Origin of the sequence: Streptomyces griseus subsp. griseus (genome assembly GCF_003610995.1) — a bacterium.
In the GTDB taxonomy this organism is placed as follows: Bacteria; Actinomycetota; Actinomycetes; order Streptomycetales; family Streptomycetaceae; genus Streptomyces.
The window spans coordinates 587486-603307 of the sequence record NZ_CP032543.1 but is presented as its reverse complement, the minus strand read 5'-3'; the positions used below and the strand labels follow the sequence as shown (position 1 = coordinate 603307).

General features: G+C 71.5%; 11 protein-coding genes and 1 pseudogene. 7 read left to right on the top strand and 5 right to left on the bottom strand.

Annotation, left to right across the window (positions count from 1 at the left end; all coding sequences use genetic code 11):
* Positions 1-249: 249 nt before the first annotated feature.
* The gene (gene katG, locus D6270_RS02690) at positions 250-2505 is read right to left on the bottom strand and encodes a catalase/peroxidase HPI (protein ID WP_109166933.1); all 2256 of its coding nucleotides are present in this window, start codon (positions 2503-2505) and stop codon (positions 250-252) included.
* 371 nt (positions 2506-2876) lie between these two features.
* On the opposite strand from katG, the gene D6270_RS02685 reads away from it, so the two are divergent.
* Together D6270_RS02685 and D6270_RS02680 are read left to right on the top strand one after the other, a co-directional pair.
* Positions 2877-3287 (top strand): Fur family transcriptional regulator, encoded by a 411-nt coding sequence (locus tag D6270_RS02685; protein WP_109166934.1) that lies wholly within the window; start codon positions 2877-2879, stop codon positions 3285-3287.
* Between the two features lie 827 nt (positions 3288-4114).
* A complete protein-coding gene (locus D6270_RS02680; RefSeq protein WP_109166935.1) occupies positions 4115-5383 on the top strand; it encodes a pyroglutamyl-peptidase I in 1269 nt (422 codons plus the stop codon).
* A 59-nt stretch (positions 5384-5442) separates the two neighbouring features.
* Here the strand turns inward: D6270_RS02680 and D6270_RS32430 are convergent, their stop codons facing one another.
* The gene (locus D6270_RS32430) at positions 5443-5655 is read right to left on the bottom strand and encodes a hypothetical protein (protein WP_158650474.1); all 213 of its coding nucleotides are present in this window, start codon (positions 5653-5655) and stop codon (positions 5443-5445) included.
* Between the two features lie 123 nt (positions 5656-5778).
* On the opposite strand from D6270_RS32430, the pseudogene D6270_RS02675 reads away from it, so the two are divergent.
* From D6270_RS02675 to D6270_RS02665, 3 genes and pseudogenes are all read left to right on the top strand, one after another.
* Positions 5779-6407 (top strand): annotated as a pseudogene (locus D6270_RS02675) (class I SAM-dependent methyltransferase).
* Positions 6408-6495: 88 nt separating this feature from the next.
* Complete coding sequence (locus tag D6270_RS02670; RefSeq protein WP_109166937.1) at positions 6496-7365, top strand: alpha/beta fold hydrolase; 870 nt, start codon at positions 6496-6498, stop codon at positions 7363-7365.
* Positions 7366-7405: 40 nt separating this feature from the next.
* Entirely contained in the window at positions 7406-9367 is a 1962-nt protein-coding gene (locus D6270_RS02665) for an acyl-CoA dehydrogenase family protein (RefSeq protein WP_109166938.1), read from the top strand.
* A gap of 64 nt (positions 9368-9431) precedes the next feature.
* Here D6270_RS02665 and D6270_RS32425 read toward each other — a convergent pair whose 3' ends face one another.
* From D6270_RS32425 to D6270_RS02655, 3 genes are all read right to left on the bottom strand, one after another.
* Positions 9432-9611, bottom strand: coding sequence for an MFS transporter small subunit (locus D6270_RS32425; protein ID WP_158650473.1), 180 nt, complete (start codon positions 9609-9611; stop codon positions 9432-9434).
* On the bottom strand, positions 9580-10929 hold the full coding sequence (locus D6270_RS02660; protein WP_109166939.1) for an OFA family MFS transporter: 1350 nt from the start codon (positions 10927-10929) through the stop codon (positions 9580-9582). The genes D6270_RS32425 and D6270_RS02660 overlap by 32 nt, the downstream gene beginning before the upstream one ends.
* Before the next feature lie 154 nt (positions 10930-11083).
* Complete coding sequence (locus D6270_RS02655) at positions 11084-11689, bottom strand: TetR/AcrR family transcriptional regulator (protein WP_109166940.1); 606 nt, start codon at positions 11687-11689, stop codon at positions 11084-11086.
* Positions 11690-11794: 105 nt separating this feature from the next.
* On the opposite strand from D6270_RS02655, the gene D6270_RS02650 reads away from it, so the two are divergent.
* A complete protein-coding gene (locus D6270_RS02650; RefSeq protein ID WP_109166941.1) occupies positions 11795-12814 on the top strand; it encodes an oxygenase MpaB family protein in 1020 nt (339 codons plus the stop codon).
* Between the two features lie 452 nt (positions 12815-13266).
* On the top strand, positions 13267-15822 hold the full coding sequence (locus tag D6270_RS02645) for an ATP-dependent Clp protease ATP-binding subunit (protein WP_109166942.1): 2556 nt from the start codon (positions 13267-13269) through the stop codon (positions 15820-15822).

Sequence of the window (15822 nt, the reverse complement as noted above, 5' to 3'; positions counted from 1 at the left end):
CACCCGGTCCGATGGAGAGGCCCGCCGCACGTCGGAGAACGTGGGGCGTCTACTGCCGACAACGGACGTTTCGGAGATCCGAAAAACGAACATCCGATCGATTTACGTGTCCAGTGAAAGGTACCAAACCTAGGGAACCGGGACGGGGCGGCGCGCAAAGGGCGGCCCGGACACCGTCCGAGCCGCCCTCGCCGTGCGGAAGGGCTGAGGGGCCGGTGCGCGTACGCACCGGCCCCTCAGCCGGAGTGATCAGACCAGGTCGAACCGGTCCAGGTTCGTGACCTTGGTCCAGGCGGCGACGAAGTCCGTCACGAACTTCTGCCGCGCGTCGTCGCTCGCGTAGACCTCGGCGAGGGCGCGGAGCTCGGAGTTGGAGCCGAAGACCAGGTCGGCACGGGTGCCGGTCCACTTGACCTTGCCGGACGCGTCGCGGGCCTCGAACTCGTCCTGCGCCGACGACGTCGACTTCCAGGTGATCCCCAGGTCCAGCAGGTTCACGAAGAAGTCGTTCGTCAGCGTGCCCGGGCGGTCGGTGAGGACGCCGTGGGTCGAGCCTCCGCTGTTGGCGCCCAGCACGCGCAGACCGCCCACCAGGACCGTGGTCTCCGGGGCGCTCAGCGTCAGCAGGTTGGCCCGGTCCAGCAGCAGGTACTCGGCCGGCAGGCGGGTGCCCTTGCCGGCGTAGTTGCGGAAGCCGTCGTACGCGGGCTCCAGGGCGGCGAAGGACTCGACGTCCGTCTGGTCCTGCGTGGCGTCGACCCGGCCCCCGGTGAAGGGCACCTCGACCTCGACGCCGGCGTCCTTGGCCGCCTGCTCGACCGCCGCGTTGCCCGCGAGGATGATCAGGTCGGCCAGGGACACCTTCTTGCCGCCCTTGGCGTCGAAGGACTCCTTGACGCCTTCCAGGGCGCGCAGGACCTGGGCCAGCTCGTCCGGGTCGTTCGCCGCCCAGCCGCGCTGCGGCTCCAGACGGACCCGGGCGCCGTTGGCGCCGCCGCGCTTGTCGCTGCCGCGGAAGGACGCGGCCGAGGCCCAGGCGGCCGAGACCAGCTGCGCCACCGTCAGGTCCGTGGCGAGCACCTGCTCCTTGAGTGCGGCGGTCTCCGCGGCGTCCAGCGGCTCCTCGGTGCGCGCGGGCAGCGGGTCCTGCCACAGCAGCACCTCGGACGGGACCTCGGAGCCCAGGTAGCGCTGGACCGGGCCCATGTCACGGTGCGTCAGCTTGTACCAGGCGCGGGCGAAGGCGTCCGCGAACTCCTCCGGGTTCTCGTGGAAGCGCCGCGAGATCTGCTCGTACGCCGGGTCGAAGCGCAGCGACAGGTCGGTGGTGAGCATCTGCGGCTTGTGCTTCTTCGACGCGTCGTGCGCGTCCGGGATGGTCGCCTCCGCGTCCTTGGCGACCCACTGGTGCGCGCCGGCCGGCGACTTGGTCAGCTCGTACTCGTAGGCGAAGAGGTTGTGGAAGAACTCGTTGCCCCACGTGGTCGGGGTGCTGGTCCAGGTCACCTCCAGACCGCTGGTGATGGCGTCCCCGCCCTTGCCCGTCTTGTACGAGCTCCGCCAGCCGAGGCCCTGCTCCTCCAGCGGGGCACCCTCGGGGTCCGCACCGACGCTCTCGGCCGGGCCCGCGCCGTGGGTCTTGCCGAAGGTGTGGCCACCGGCGATGAGGGCGACGGTCTCCTCGTCGTTCATCGCCATCCGGCGGAAGGTCTCGCGGATGTCGCGGGCGGCCGCGATCGGGTCCGGGTTGCCGTTGGGGCCCTCGGGGTTGACGTAGATCAGGCCCATCTGGACGGCGCCGAGCGGGTTCTCCAGCTCACGGTCGCCGGTGTAGCGCTCGTCGTCCAGCCAGGTGGTCTCGGGGCCCCAGTAGACGTCCTCCTCCGACTCCCAGACGTCCTCGCGGCCGCCGGCGAAGCCGAAGGTCTTCAGGCCCATGGTCTCCAGGGCGACGTTACCGGTGAGGATCAGCAGGTCGGCCCAGGACAGCGCCTGGCCGTACTTCTTCTTGACCGGCCACAGCAGACGGCGGGCCTTGTCCAGGTTGCCGTTGTCCGGCCAGCTGTTCAGCGGGGCGAAGCGCTGCTGACCGGCGCCCGCGCCACCGCGGCCGTCGCTGATGCGGTACGTGCCGGCGCTGTGCCAGGCCATCCGGACCATCAGCGGGCCGTAGTTGCCGAAGTCGGCGGGCCACCAGTCCTGCGAGGTGGTGAGCACCTCGGCGATGTCCCGTTTCACCGCGGGCAGGTCGAGTGCCTGGAACGCGGCCGCGTAGTCGAAGTCCTCGCCGAGCGGGTTCGCCACGGCGGGGTTCTTGGCGAGGATCTTCAGGTTGAGGCGGTCCGGCCACCACTGGCGGTTCCCCCCGCCCTGAGTGGGGTGCGGCGCGCGGCCGTGGGCCACGGGGCACCCGCTCGCCTGCGCCTCGGGCACCTCAGGGATGGCCGTCTCAGGCGAATCCGGGGTGACGGGATCGAAGACATGCGACTCGTGGTTGTCGGTCATGAGAAATCCTTCCGGACCCGGCGGGTCGTGGAGCGCTGAACGGGGGAGGAGGATTCGGGCCGTGCAGAAGGGGCACGCTGGGGGCAGGGTCTCGCCGCGGGCCGTTCGAACGCCTCGCGGATCACCGGACCGACGGGTCCCGGGCGATGCGACGAGGACGGCGGGCGGCGTTGCGCTCTCGACCGGCGGTGTCCCGTCACGTGTCTCTGCTGCCGTACCGGATTCTTCCTGTCTCTTGGATGTCGCCGGGATCGATCCTACGATGGACTTCGTCCAAGTCAAGAAGTGCGCTAAAACGATAACGACCAGGCTCGGCGTGTCGGACCCTCCGGGGCCGCACGCCCCCCGCGGACCGGAGCAGGTGAGACAGGATGAGCGACCTCCTTCAGAGGCTGCGGAGCCGTGGCTGGCGGTTGACCTCGCAGCGACGTGTCGTCGCGGAGGTCCTCGACGGCGACCACGTGCACCTCACGGCGGACGAGGTGCATCTTCGGGCCGCCGCCCGACTGCCCGAGATCTCCCGTGCGACCGTCTACAACACGCTGGGAGAGCTCGTCACGCTCGGCGAGGTGCTGGAGGTCTCCACGGTGGGCCGGGCCAAGCGCTACGACCCGAACGCGCGGAACCCCCACCAGCACCTGGTGTGCTCCGGCTGCGGCACGGTCCGCGACGTCCACCCGGTCGGCGACGCCCTCGGCGACCTGCCCGAGACCGAGCGGTTCGGGTTCACCGTGGGTTCGGCGGAGATCACCTACCGGGGGGTGTGCCCGGACTGCGCCTGATGGTGGCCGGATCCACGCCCTGTGCGGATCCGGTTGCGTGCCGGTGTTCGTAGGTCCGTGCTGTCCTCGTTCTGCTGGGTCGGCCCGTCGTCGTCAGCGGTCGCGAGGTGGCCGGCGGTACGCATCCGTCCGCTGACGGGCGCCGAGGAGCCGAGACGGACAAGCCTGCCTGGACGGACCTTCGGGACGGTCTGCGTTACCTACGGCGCCACTCGGTGCTGACTCCGCTGCTGGCCGTCATAGGCCTGAGCGACCTGTGCTTCTCCGGGCCGGTGAGCCTGGCGTTGATCGTCCTGGCCGGCCAACGGGGCTGGGGGAGCCTCGTCGGTGGGGTGGATGCCTGGCTCCTTCGGTGTCGGCGGGGCGCCGGGTGCCGTAGCGCTGACCGGTCGGCCCCACGTACGGCGGGCGGGCATGGCGTCGGCAGTTCTGTCCGCCCTGACAGCAGGGGCGCCGACGCTGCTTCCCGTGGCGCCCGGCCTGGCACGGGCGACCGCCCCGGCGCTCCCGCACGGCTTGCCTTGCATCGACGCCTTGCCAGTCCGCTGTAGGCCCTCTCCACGAAGGAGTCCGGTCGCCCCGTCGGTCGCCGCAGTGCGTGGCGGCCGGGAGGTCCCGGGGGGCAGGCCGGCACACTGGCGACGTACGACGCGGGACGGCCGGAGGCGGTTCGCGGCAGGTGCGCCGGTCGTACGGTTCGTCTGGCTGCGCGCACCCGGCGGCAGGTGGCCGGGCGCCCCAACCGAGCTGATGCCCCATGGCGTCGCCCGAGGTGGTGCCGCGATACTGCGCGGGACCGACCGTTCCGCTCTGCCGAAAGGGCCCACGTGACACACCAGTTCCCCGCAACCACCCGGCTCGGCCTGGGTGGTGTGACGCTCCTGCTCGTCCTCGCGGGCTCCGCCCTGCCCGCCACCGCGTCCTCCGCCGGGACCGCCCGCAGCGCCGCGCCGCCCACCGTCGAGGAGCAACGCCTGGACCGGGCCGCCCCGCAGGAGATCCTGCGCCGCAGCGGATTCGACGCCCTCGCCCCGCGCTTCGCCCACGACCTCAAGAGGTCCCGTAGTTACGCGCAGGCGGAGCGATCGGTGGCCCGGCACGGCTCGGCGCTGTGGCGGCGTGCCGTGGACCGTGCGCAGGGGCGTGGACCCGCCACGGGTGATCTGAGCCGGGGCGATGACCGTCCGCTGTACTGGGCCCGGCTCGCGCTCAGCCGCGAACTGCGCGCCTGGACACCCCGGTTCGGGCTGGACGAGCGGCAGCGCAAGGCCCTGCACACCGCTCTGGAGACCTCCTCGCGCGGCCAGGACGACATACGCCGTCCGGGCCGTCAGGTGAAGCGGGTCCTCGTCACCGGCTTCGATCCGTTCACCTTGGACAGGGACGTCCGGATCGGCAACCCGTCGGGCGCGAGCGCGCTCGCCCTGGACGGCACCCTGGTGCAGACCTCCGAGGGTCCCGCCCGGATCGAAACCGTCGTCTTCCCCGTGCGCTGGGCCGACTTCGCCGAGGGGACCGTGGAGCGGGCCCTCGCCCGCCAGCTGCCGCATGTGGACCTGTTCACCACCGTCAGCCAGGGCCGCCAGGGCCGGTTCGACGTGGAGCGCACCAACGGCGCCTGGCGTGGCGGCTTCCCCGACAACGAGAACGTGGCGTCGACCGGAACGGTGCCGGTCACCGACCCCGCCTCGCAGCCGCAGTGGACCTCCACGACCCTCCCGTACCGCACGCTGACCGAAGCGGGGACGGGCCGTTTCCCGGTCTACGACAACACCGAGGTCACCGAGATCCCGGCGGGCGCCACCCAGCCGGTGACCAGGCCGGACGGGCCCACCCCGGGATCGACCGCGCGAGCCGGGGGCGGCGGCGACTACCTCTCCAACGAGATCGCCTACCGGGTCACCCTGCTGCGCGACCGGCTGGGGCTGTCGAAGCTGCCGGGCGGCCATCTGCACACCCCGGTCCTGCAGTTCGGCGCGGGGAACACCGACCCGGCGACGGGCGGGGTCACCGACCCGGAGTTCGAGCGCAACCGCTCGGACATCGTGCGCCAGGTGCGGGAGCTGGTGAAGAGGGCGGTGGGAACGGCCGGTTGAGAACCCTGGTCGCGCCCGCCGATCGCCTGAGGGCCCCGGCCGCGGCTCGTCTGCGGGTGTCAGGCCCGGGGCAGCGCCGTCGCCTCCGAGCCGCGTGGCCTCCTCGTCGGTGCGGTAAGGGAGGGTTTCGCAGCCACGGCGGGACCGGCCGTCCAGCCGATGAGGTCCGGCGCGGTGACCAGCTCCGAGGCGAGCGGCGGCAGCAGTACGTCGATCATCGCGGTGCGGCACGCGATCCCCGGCCTGCTGCTGCCGCCGACCGGCACGCTCACCGGGTACGTCGGCGGCGCGCACCTGCTGGTCCCATGGGTCCGGGGGTCCGGGCGGGTTCTAGGCTCTGACAGGTAAGGAGCCGCTCCCACGGGAGCGCGGGGCTGACGGGAAGGCACACGGACATGACCGGCAAACGGGACCGCTGGGCGGAACTGACCGGCGGAGAGGCCGGGGAGTCGTACGCCCGGCGTTTCGCGCGGCTCGCCGCATCGGGGCAGGACGTCCACGGCGAGGCCACGTTCTGCGCCGCTTTGCTGGAGCCCGGCGCCCGGGTGCTCGACGCCGGCTGCGGCACCGGGCGGATCGCGATCCGGCTTGCCGAGCTGGGCCATCACTGCACCGGCGTGGACGTCGACGCCTCGATGCTCGCCGTCGCCCGCCGCGAGGCCCCCGCACAGGAGTGGCTCCTCGGGGACCTGGCCCGTACGGACACCCTCGGTCTGGAACCGGACTTCGACCTGGTCCTCGCCGCCGGAAACGTCATCCCTCTCCTGGCCCCGGGCACCGAGGCGGCGGTGATCGGGCAGCTGTCGGCCGCACTGCGGCCCGGCGGTCTGCTGGTCACGGGCATGGGGCTGGACGCCGCACACCTGCCGCTGCCCGAAGCGCCCTTCGGGCTGGCGGAGTTCGACGGATGGTGCGCGGGGGCCGGACTGACCCTGCGGCAGCGCTACGCCACCTGGGGGGAGCCCCTTACGTCCCGGGAGGCGGTTACGCCGTCAGCGTGCACGCCCGCCCGGACGGGGGCTGAACCCCGGCGGCACGGAATGCGGGCGGCGGCGTCCACAGACTCTGGTCCGGACCGGTGAGTTCTCGGGCCGGGGACAGTCTGCCCAGGTATGAAGACCCACACGCTCACCACCGCCGATGCCGATCTCGTGTACGACGTCCACGGGCCGCTCCCCACCACCGACGGGCACCCCCCGTTGCTCATGATCGGGCAGCCCATGGACGCCACCGGCTTCGCCGCGCTCGCCGCCCGGTTCCCCGACCGGACCGTGGTCACCTACGACCCGCGCGGGCTCGGCCGCAGCGTCCGCAGGGACGGCCGGGCCGACCACACCCCCGAGACCCAGGCCGATGACGTGCACGCCCTGATCCAGGGACTCGCTGCCGGTCCGGTCGAGATGTTCGCCAGCAGTGGGGGAGCGGTCACCGCACTCGCGCTCGTGGCCAGATACCCCGGTGATCTGACCGTCCTGGTCGCCCACGAGCCGCCGCTCATCACCCTCACGCCGGACGGTCCGGCCGCCGTGCGGGCCCGCGCCGCCGTCCGGGAGGCGTACGAGAAGCGGGGCTGGGGGGCCGGAATGGCCGCCTTCGTGGCCATGACCTCCTGGGAGGGCGAGTTCACCGACGCGTACTTCGACCGGCCGGAGCCCGACCCGGCCGCGTTCGGGATGCCCACCGAGGACGACGGATCGCGCGACGATCCGCTGCTGTCCGACCGGTCCTGGGCGGTCAGTGACCATCGGCCGGACGTCGAGGCGCTCACCGGTGCCGCCACCCGCGTGGTGATCGCGGTGGGGGAGGAGTCCGAGGGCGTCCAGACCGGGCGTATCGCTGTCGCGACCGCCGAACTGCTCGGGCAGCGGGCGACCGTGTTCCCGAGCCATCACGGTGGATTCCTCGACGGGGAGTTCGGCTACCCGGGGAAGCCGGACGAATTCGCCCGCCGTCTGCGTGAGGTACTCGACGGCGCCGCGTGACGTATCGCGTGATCGCTGCCGGTCGGGGTAGCCAGAGGCTATGAGCACCGACAGAACACCCACCGCCCCCGACGGATATGTGCAGCCGGAACTCGACGTCCAGGCCCTCACCGAGGTCCTGGACGGCGAGTACGCGGCAGTCCGCGATCTGGTCCGCACCAACCTGGTGACGTACGCCTCGGTCCTGGAAGAGGCCGACGAGCTCTCCATCGACGCGTTCCGCGAACGGGTGCGCGAACTCGTGGTCGGGATGGCGGCGACGGGCCAGACCGGCATGGGCTTCCCGAAGGAGTACGGCGGAGGCGGTGACGTCGGGGCCTCGATCGCCGCGTTCGAGACGCTCGCCTTCGGTGATCTGTCGGTGCTGGTGAAGGTCGGCGTCCAGTTCGGGCTCTTCGGCGGCGCGATCCTGCACCTGGGCACCGAACGCCACCACGACACCTATCTGCCGGACCTGATCACCGGGGAGCTGATGGGCTGCTTCGCGATGACCGAGACCGGGCACGGCTCCAACGTGCAGGCCCTCGGTACCGTCGCGCGGTACGACGCCGCCGCCCAGGAGTTCGTCATCACCACCGAGGGCGACCAGGCCCGCAAGGACTACATCGGCAACGCGGCCCGCCACGGTGAGCTGGCGGTCGTCTTCGCCCAGCTGGAGGTGGGCGGGGAGTCCCGGGGCGTGCACGCCCTGGTCGTGCCGATCCGGGCCGGCGGGGAGGCGGCGCCCGGCGTCCACATCGAGGACGACGGCCGCAAGATGGGCCTCAACGGCGTGGACAACGGGCGCATCCGCTTCGACGGCGTGCGGGTCCCCCGCGAGGCGCTGCTCAACCGGTTCGCCGACGTCACCCCGGAGGGCGTCTACGAGAGCACGATCGACAACCCCGACCGCCGCTTCTTCACCATGCTCGGCACCCTGGTCCAGGGCCGCGTCAGCGTCGGCGGCGCCGGGGTCAACGCCGCCAAGGTCGCCCTCACCATCGCCACGAAGTACGCCCTGCGGCGCCGGCAGTTCGCGGCGGGCTCCCAGGAGGAGGAGCAGCTGCTCCTCGACTACGGGATGCACCAGCGCCGGCTGCTGCCGCTCATCGCGCAGACGTACGCTCTCCACTTCGCCCAGGACGTCGTACGCACGCAACTGCACGACGTCTTCTCCGGCGCGGAGGACGACCCGCAGGGGCGGCGCCTGCTGGAGGCCCGGGCCGCCGGGACCAAGGCGCTCGGCACCTGGCACGCCACCCGGGTGATCCAGGAGTGCCGCGAGGCGTGCGGCGGCGCCGGCTATCTCGCCGTCAACCGGTTCGCCGCCCTCAAGGCCGACAGCGACATCTTCACCACCTTCGAGGGCGACAACCACGTCCTGCTCCAGCTCGTGGCCAAGGGCCTGCTCACCGACTACGCGAGCGAGTTCGAGGACCTGGACCAGCTCGGCATGGTCCGCTACGTCACCGGCCTCGCCGTCGACACGGTCATCGAGAAGACCTCGGCCCACAAGCTGCTCGAACGGGTTCGCGATCTGCTGCCGGGCGGCGACGAGTGGGACCAGGAAGCCGGCCTGCTGGACTCGGAGTACCAGCTGGCCATGTTCCGCTACCGCGAGGAGCACATGCTCGCCGGGGTGGCCCGCAGGCTCAAGGCGGGGGTCGACCAGAAGCGCGACCCCGGAGCGGTCTTCTCCGAGGCGCAGGACCACGTCATCGCCGTCGCCCACGCGCACGTCGAGAGGCTGGTCCTGGAGGCGTTCGTCGACACGATGCGTACGCTGCCCGAGGGCGGCAACAAGGTCGCGCTGGGGCTGCTGTGCGATCTGTTCGCCCTGTCGACGATCGAGGCGGACCGGGCGTGGTTCATGGAGCACGGCCGGCTGACCGTCCAGCGGTCCAAGGCGATCACCCGTGAGGTGAACGACCTCTGCCGCAAGGTCCGCCCCCTCGCGGGCGACCTCGTGGACGCGTGGGGCATCCCGTCCGCCATGCTGCGCGCCCCGGACCTGGTGGGCTGACCCGCCGACGGCACCCGCCGACGACGCCCGAGGCCGGGCCCGGTCCGCCGGGCCCGGCCTCGGTTCAGTCGGTGAACAGCTGGGTCGCCTTGCGGACCAGCTCGTACAGCCCGTACGCGAGCGGGGTGCCCACCCACAGCCAGGTGAAGACGATCAGCGGCCGCCGGTCCTTGACCCCGGGCGGCCTCGGCCCGCCGGTGCCGTCGTCCACATCAGGCGGACTCTGACTGCTGGCGTCGGACATCGGGCGCTCCCTTCTCCGGTGTGGCGGCGTCGAGATGGTGGGACGGGTGGACCGGGCGCACCAGCTCGTTGGCGGCGAAGCCGATCACGAGCAGGCCCATCATGATGACGAGCGACGTCCCGTACAGCTCCGCGCCGTGCTTTCCGGCCTCCTCCTGCCGGTCGGCGATCCAGTTCACGATGAGCGGCCCCAGCACACCGGCGGTGGACCAGGCGGTGAGGAGGCGGCCGTGGATCGCCCCGACCTGATAGGTGCCGAAGAGGTCCTTGAGGTAGGCGGGGATCGTCGCGAAGCCGCCTCCGTAGAAGGAGAGGATGACCAGCGCGCACAGGACGAACAGGGGCTTGGACGAGTCGCCCACCAGGGCGATGAGCGCGTACATGACGACGCCCGCACCGAGGTAGACGCGGTAGATGTTCTTGCGCCCGATCAGGTCGGAGGTGGAGGACCAGCCGATGCGGCCGGCCATGTTGGCCGCGGAGAGCAGGGCGACGAATCCGGCAGCGGCGGTCGCCGACACGGGCGTGGAGGTGTCCGCGAAGAAGTCCGCGATCATCGGCGCGGCCTTCTCCAGGATGCCGATCCCGGCGGTGACGTTCATGCAGAGCACGACCCACAGCAGCCAGAACTGCGGGGTGCGCAGCGCCTGCCGCGCAGACACCTGGGGCCCGGCCGGCGCCGCGGGAGCACCGTCCGCCGCCCGCTTCTCGCCGGCCGGGCGTGGCACCCGTACGAGAAGGACGCCGAGCAGCATGAACACGGCGTAGGACAGTCCGTGGACGAGGAAGGCCAGCGCGATGCCGGAGCTGTCGCTGCCGAAGGACTCCAGCATCTGGGCCGACCACGGTGAGGCGATCAGCGCACCGCCGCCGAAACCCATGATGGCGATGCCCGTGGCCATGCCGGGCCGGTCCGGGAACCACTTGATCAGCGTCGAGACGGGCGAGATGTAGCCGATCCCGAGACCGATGCCGCCGACGAAGCCGTACCCGAACACGATCAGCCAGAACTGCTCGGTCGCGGCGCCGAGCGCGGAGAGCAGGAAGCCGGAGGAGAAGCAGACGAGGGCGACCGTCATGGCCCAGCGCGGCCCTCGGCGCTCCACGAGTGTGCCGCCGAAGGCGGCGGAGAGGCCGAGCATGACGATGCCGAGCTGGAAGGGGAGCGCGCTCTGCGTGCCGCTCAGGCCGAGCGCGTCTTCCAGCGGCGGTTTGAACACGGACCAGGCGTAGGCCTGACCGATGGAGAGGTGGATCGCGAGAGCGGCGGGCGGCACCAGCCAGCGACTCCAGCCCACGGGGGCGATGGGGGGACTCATGGGTCCCCAACCGTACTGAGTGGGAAAGTGATTGAGAAGGTAGTTGTTTAATCTTTCACCTTGTTCGTTTTACGTGACGGTGCGGCGCCCGTGCCTCGCACGGGTGGACCGGCCGGACCTGCGGTCACTTCCCGCTCGTCGCGCCGGGGGAGGGCTACCCCCGGGACGCCGTAGCCGCCAGCACCAGCGCCACGCAGTGTGCTTCCAGCCGTTCGCGCGGTACGTCGAGCGTGCCGTGCAGCCATCCCGCGAAGAGGCTCGCCAGGCCGCCGACCAGGGCGTGCGCGGCCATCCGGCGTTCGATGTCGTCCCCCGCCCGGGAGAGCTGGCCGCCGACGAGGTCCGTGAACACCGGCATGAGGCGGTGGCTGTGGGCCCCGAGCACCGGGTCCGCGAAGGGCTCCAGCAGGAGCAGCCGGCCCTTGTGCGGCGCGTCGAGCACGAGGGCGACGAAGGCGGAGACGGCGGCCCGGGCCCTGACCTCCTCCTGCCGCGGGTCGCTGAGCGCCACGGCCTGCTCCAAGGCGTTCCTGGCCTTGTCGGCGACCCGCTCGAAGGCGGCGAGGAGCAGATCGTCGCGCCCGGTGAAGCTCTCGTAGAAGTAGCGGTCGGTGAGGCGCGCCTGCCGGCAGACGGACCGGACCGTGACGGCCGCGCACCCCTCCTCGCCGGCCAGGCGCTCGGCGGTGTCCAGCAAGGTCAGCCGACGGGCCGCGCGACGGTCGGCGAGCTTGGTGCCGCCCCAGCTCCGCTCTGCCAACTCGCCTTCCTCTCCGCTCTGTTGCCTGCCGACCCATTGACGACGGCTGTCCTCACACTTTACCTTTCCATGTGATGACAGGTGTCCTCAGAAGTGGAGGCGCACATGGAAACAACAGGTCACGGCCCGACGGTGGGTGGTGCGGGCCCGGTCGGCCCGAGAACCGTCGAACCGCTGGGCCCCGATTCCCTCACCTGGCGGTGGTTCGGCGACTGGAGGGGTCTCCTCCTCGCCCCCTGGGCCGGGTCGATGCAGAACATGCACCCCGAGCTGGGCGCGGGCGTCGCCGAGCACTCGCGCTTCTTCGAGGAGCGCTGGGAGCGCCTCTTCCGCTCGCTGTACCCGATCGGCGGAGTGGTCTACGACGGCCCGCTCGCCGCCCGTACGGCCCGCGAAGTGCGCGGCTACCACGCCTCGATCAGCGGCGTCGACCAGCGGGGCCGCCCGTACCACGCGCTCAACCCGGACACGTTCTACTGGGCGCACGCCACGTTCTTCATGCTCACCGTGCAGGTGGCCGAGCGCTTTGGCGGCGGGCTCACGGAAGTCCAGCGGCGCACGCTTTTCGACGAGCACGTCCGCTGGTACGCGCTGTACGGCATGTCCATGAAGCCGGTCCCCGGCAGCTGGGAGGAGTTCCAGCGGTACTGGGACCACATGTGTGCCGACGTCCTGGAGGACAACCGGCCGACCCGGGACGTCCTCGACATGCGACGTATCGCCAGACCACCCCTCCTGCGGCTGCTTCCCTCGCCGCTGTGGGCCCTCGCCCGCATCCCGATGGTCCGGCTCACGCTGTGGATGACGGTCGGCATGTATCCGGAGGTCGTACGCGAAAGCCTCGGGCTCCGCTGGACGCCCCACGATGAACGGCTGCTGCGCGTGGTGGGCCAACTGGTCCACCACGTCTGGCGGTTCGTTCCCGAGCGGCGCCGCTTCCACCCCCGCGCCCGCGCGGGCTGGGACCGTGAGCGGAACCGGCCGGCTCCCGGCCTGGTGGAGACACCGGCCCGGAACCTGCCGCCCGGGGAGCGGCGCGGGCTTCCCCAGCACTACGTACCGGCTGCCCCCGTGCCGGGCCGGTGGTCGGCGGGGAAGAGGAAGTGGCCGAGCAGGAGGAGATGAACGTTTCTTCCGGAGCCGGAGCCGGAGCCGGAGCCGGAGCCGGAGCCGTAGCCGTAGCCGGGGTCGGAGCCGGAGCCGGGGCATGGTGTGCGGCGAGGGAGCGACGGGCGATCGGCGGAGACGTGACCGCCATCGCGGAAACGGCCTTGGAGTCGGCACATGCGAAACGAAATGCGCTTTCCGTTGCCGCACTCCGCACAACGATCGCTTCCGCCGGGAGGAATGCTGCATCCGGGTGAACCGCAGAGGGGGCGAGGGGCGGCGGCGATACCCGCTACGAGGGGGAGGGGCGGATCGGTGAGCGCCCTGCCGGTCAGGGTGTCGGGCCGGTCCGCGGGCTCCACGTCGGCGGACCCGCTCCCTCCGAAGGCCGCGCCCTCCGCACCGTTTGCGGAGCCAGGAGCATCGGGTTTCAGTGGGTGGGACCGTCCATTCGCTCATCTGGAGCTGGCATGTCGATGGCTTTCGGATCTCCCTCCGGTCCGCCGGACCCGTTCAGCGACCTGCTGAATCGCTTCTTCGGTATGTCGCCGGCCTCGTCGCCACCGGCCGTGCAGCGCGTCCCCATCGGCCGGCTCCTCACGGAGCCCTCGCGGGAACTCCTGGACGCCGCAGCCCGCAGAGCCGCCGAGGACGGCACGTCCGACCTCGACACGGAGCACCTCCTGTGGGCCGCCACCCAGGTGGAGCCCACCCGCAGGCTGCTCGCCCAGGCCGGGGTCGATCCCGAGCGGCTCGGCGACCGGATCGCCGAGGTGCTGCCCAGGGAGTCACAGGAGCCGTCCTCCGAGCCCGGCCTCACCCCGGCGGCCAAGCGGACCCTCGCCCTCGCCCACGCCAGGTCGCAGGCGGCCGAGGTCTCCTACATCGGGCCCGAGCACATCCTCGGCGCCCTCCTCGGCGACGCCGACTCCGGCGCCTCCCGGTTCCTGCGCGCCCAGGACCTGGACACCTCCAAGCTGAACGGCATGACCGACGGGACAGGCCGCAGGCCCGGCGCAGCCGCCGCCGGACAGCAGCCGTCCACCACCCTGGACGAGTTCGGGCGGGACCTGACCGAGGAGGCCCGGGCGGGCAGGCTGGACCCCGTGGTCGGCCGGGCCGACGAGATCGAGCAGACCATCGAGATCCTGTCGCGGCGCTCCAAGAACAACCCCGTCCTCATCGGCGAGCCGGGCGTCGGCAAGACCGCCATCGCGGAAGGGCTCGCCCAGCGCATCATCGCGGGCGAGGTGCCCGACACGCTGAAGGACAAGCGGGTCGTCTCGCTGGACCTGTCCGGCATGGTGGCCGGAGCCCAGTACCGCGGCCAGTTCGAGGAGCGGCTGAAGAAGGTCATCGAGGACGTCCAGGAGGCGAGCGGCGAGGTCATCCTCTTCATCGACGAACTCCACACGGTCGTCGGAGCGGGCGCGACGGGCGAGGGCTCCATGGACGCGGGCAACATGCTCAAGCCCGCCCTCGCACGCGGCGAGCTCCATGTGGTCGGTGCGACGACGATCGACGAGTACCGCAAGTACGTCGAGAAGGACGCCGCCCTGGAGCGCCGCTTCCAGCCCGTCCTGATCCCGGAGCCCACCGTCGAGGAGACCGTACAGATCCTCGAAGGGCTGCGGGACGCGTACGAGGCGCACCACCAGGTCCGCTTCGCCGACGGGGCGCTGACGGCGGCCGCCGAGCTGTCCGACCGCTACATCAGCGACCGGTTCCTGCCCGACAAGGCCATCGACCTGATGGACCAGGCCGGTGCCCGCGTACGGCTGCGCAGCGCGAACCGCTCCACCGAGGTCGTCAGCCGGGAGGACCGCCTCGCGAAGCTTCGCCGGGAGAAGGACCAGGCCGTCGCCGCCGAGGAGTTCGAGCGGGCCAAGGCGCTCAAGGAGCAGATCGCCGAGGTCGAGGGCGAGCTCGCCGGGATCGAGGAGCGCCGAGAGGGCGTCGTCTCGGTCACGGCCGCCGACATCGCCGACGTCGTCTCCCGCCGCACCGGCATCCCGGTCTCCCAGCTCACCGCAGGTGAGAAGGAGCGGCTCCTCAAGCTGGAGGAGGAGATGCACGCCCGCATCGTCGGCCAGGACGAGGCCGTCACCGCCGTCTCGGAAGCCGTACGCCGCAACCGCGCGGGTATGGGGGACCCGAACCGGCCCGTGGGCTCGTTCCTCTTCCTCGGCCCCACCGGCGTCGGCAAGACCGAGCTGGCGAAGACCCTCGCCGAGCTGCTGTTCGGCGCGGAGGACCGGATGATCCGGTTCGACATGAGCGAGTTCCAGGAGAAGCACACGGTGGCCCGGCTCGTCGGAGCGCCGCCCGGATACGTCGGTTACGACGAGGCGGGCCAGCTGACCGAGAGGGTGCGGCGCAACCCGTACAGCGTGGTGCTGTTCGACGAGGTCGAGAAGGCGCACCCCGACGTCTTCAACACGCTGCTCCAGATCCTCGACGACGGGCGGCTCACGGACGGCCAGGGCCGTACGGTCGACTTCCGCCACTGCGTCGTCATCATGACGTCCAACATCGGCGCCCACCGCATCCTCGCCCACGAGGGCGACGCCGCCGAGCTCAAGGACGAGCTGATGGAGGACCTGCGGGGGCGGTTCCTGCCCGAGTTCCTCAACCGCATCGACGACATCATCGTCTTCCACAGCCTCACCGAGGACGACCTGTCCGAGATCGTGGAGCACCTGCTGGACCGCAGCAAGCACCGCGTCCACGCGCAGGGCCTGACGCTGGACGTCACCGAGGCGGCCAAGAAGCTCCTGGTGGCCCACGGTTACCAGCCGGCGTTCGGCGCCCGTCCGCTGCGCCGCACGATCCAGACGGAACTCGACAACCGCATCGCCTCCCTGCTCCTCGGCGGCGAGGCCGAACCGGGCGACACGATCGTCGCCGACGTGAAGGACGACTCCCTGCACTGCACGATCCGTACGGGCGGCGGCGCCGGTGCCGGGAGGACGCGCGGGGCCGACGAGGTACCCGCGGCGACCGACAACCACGACGGCAAGGAGTGA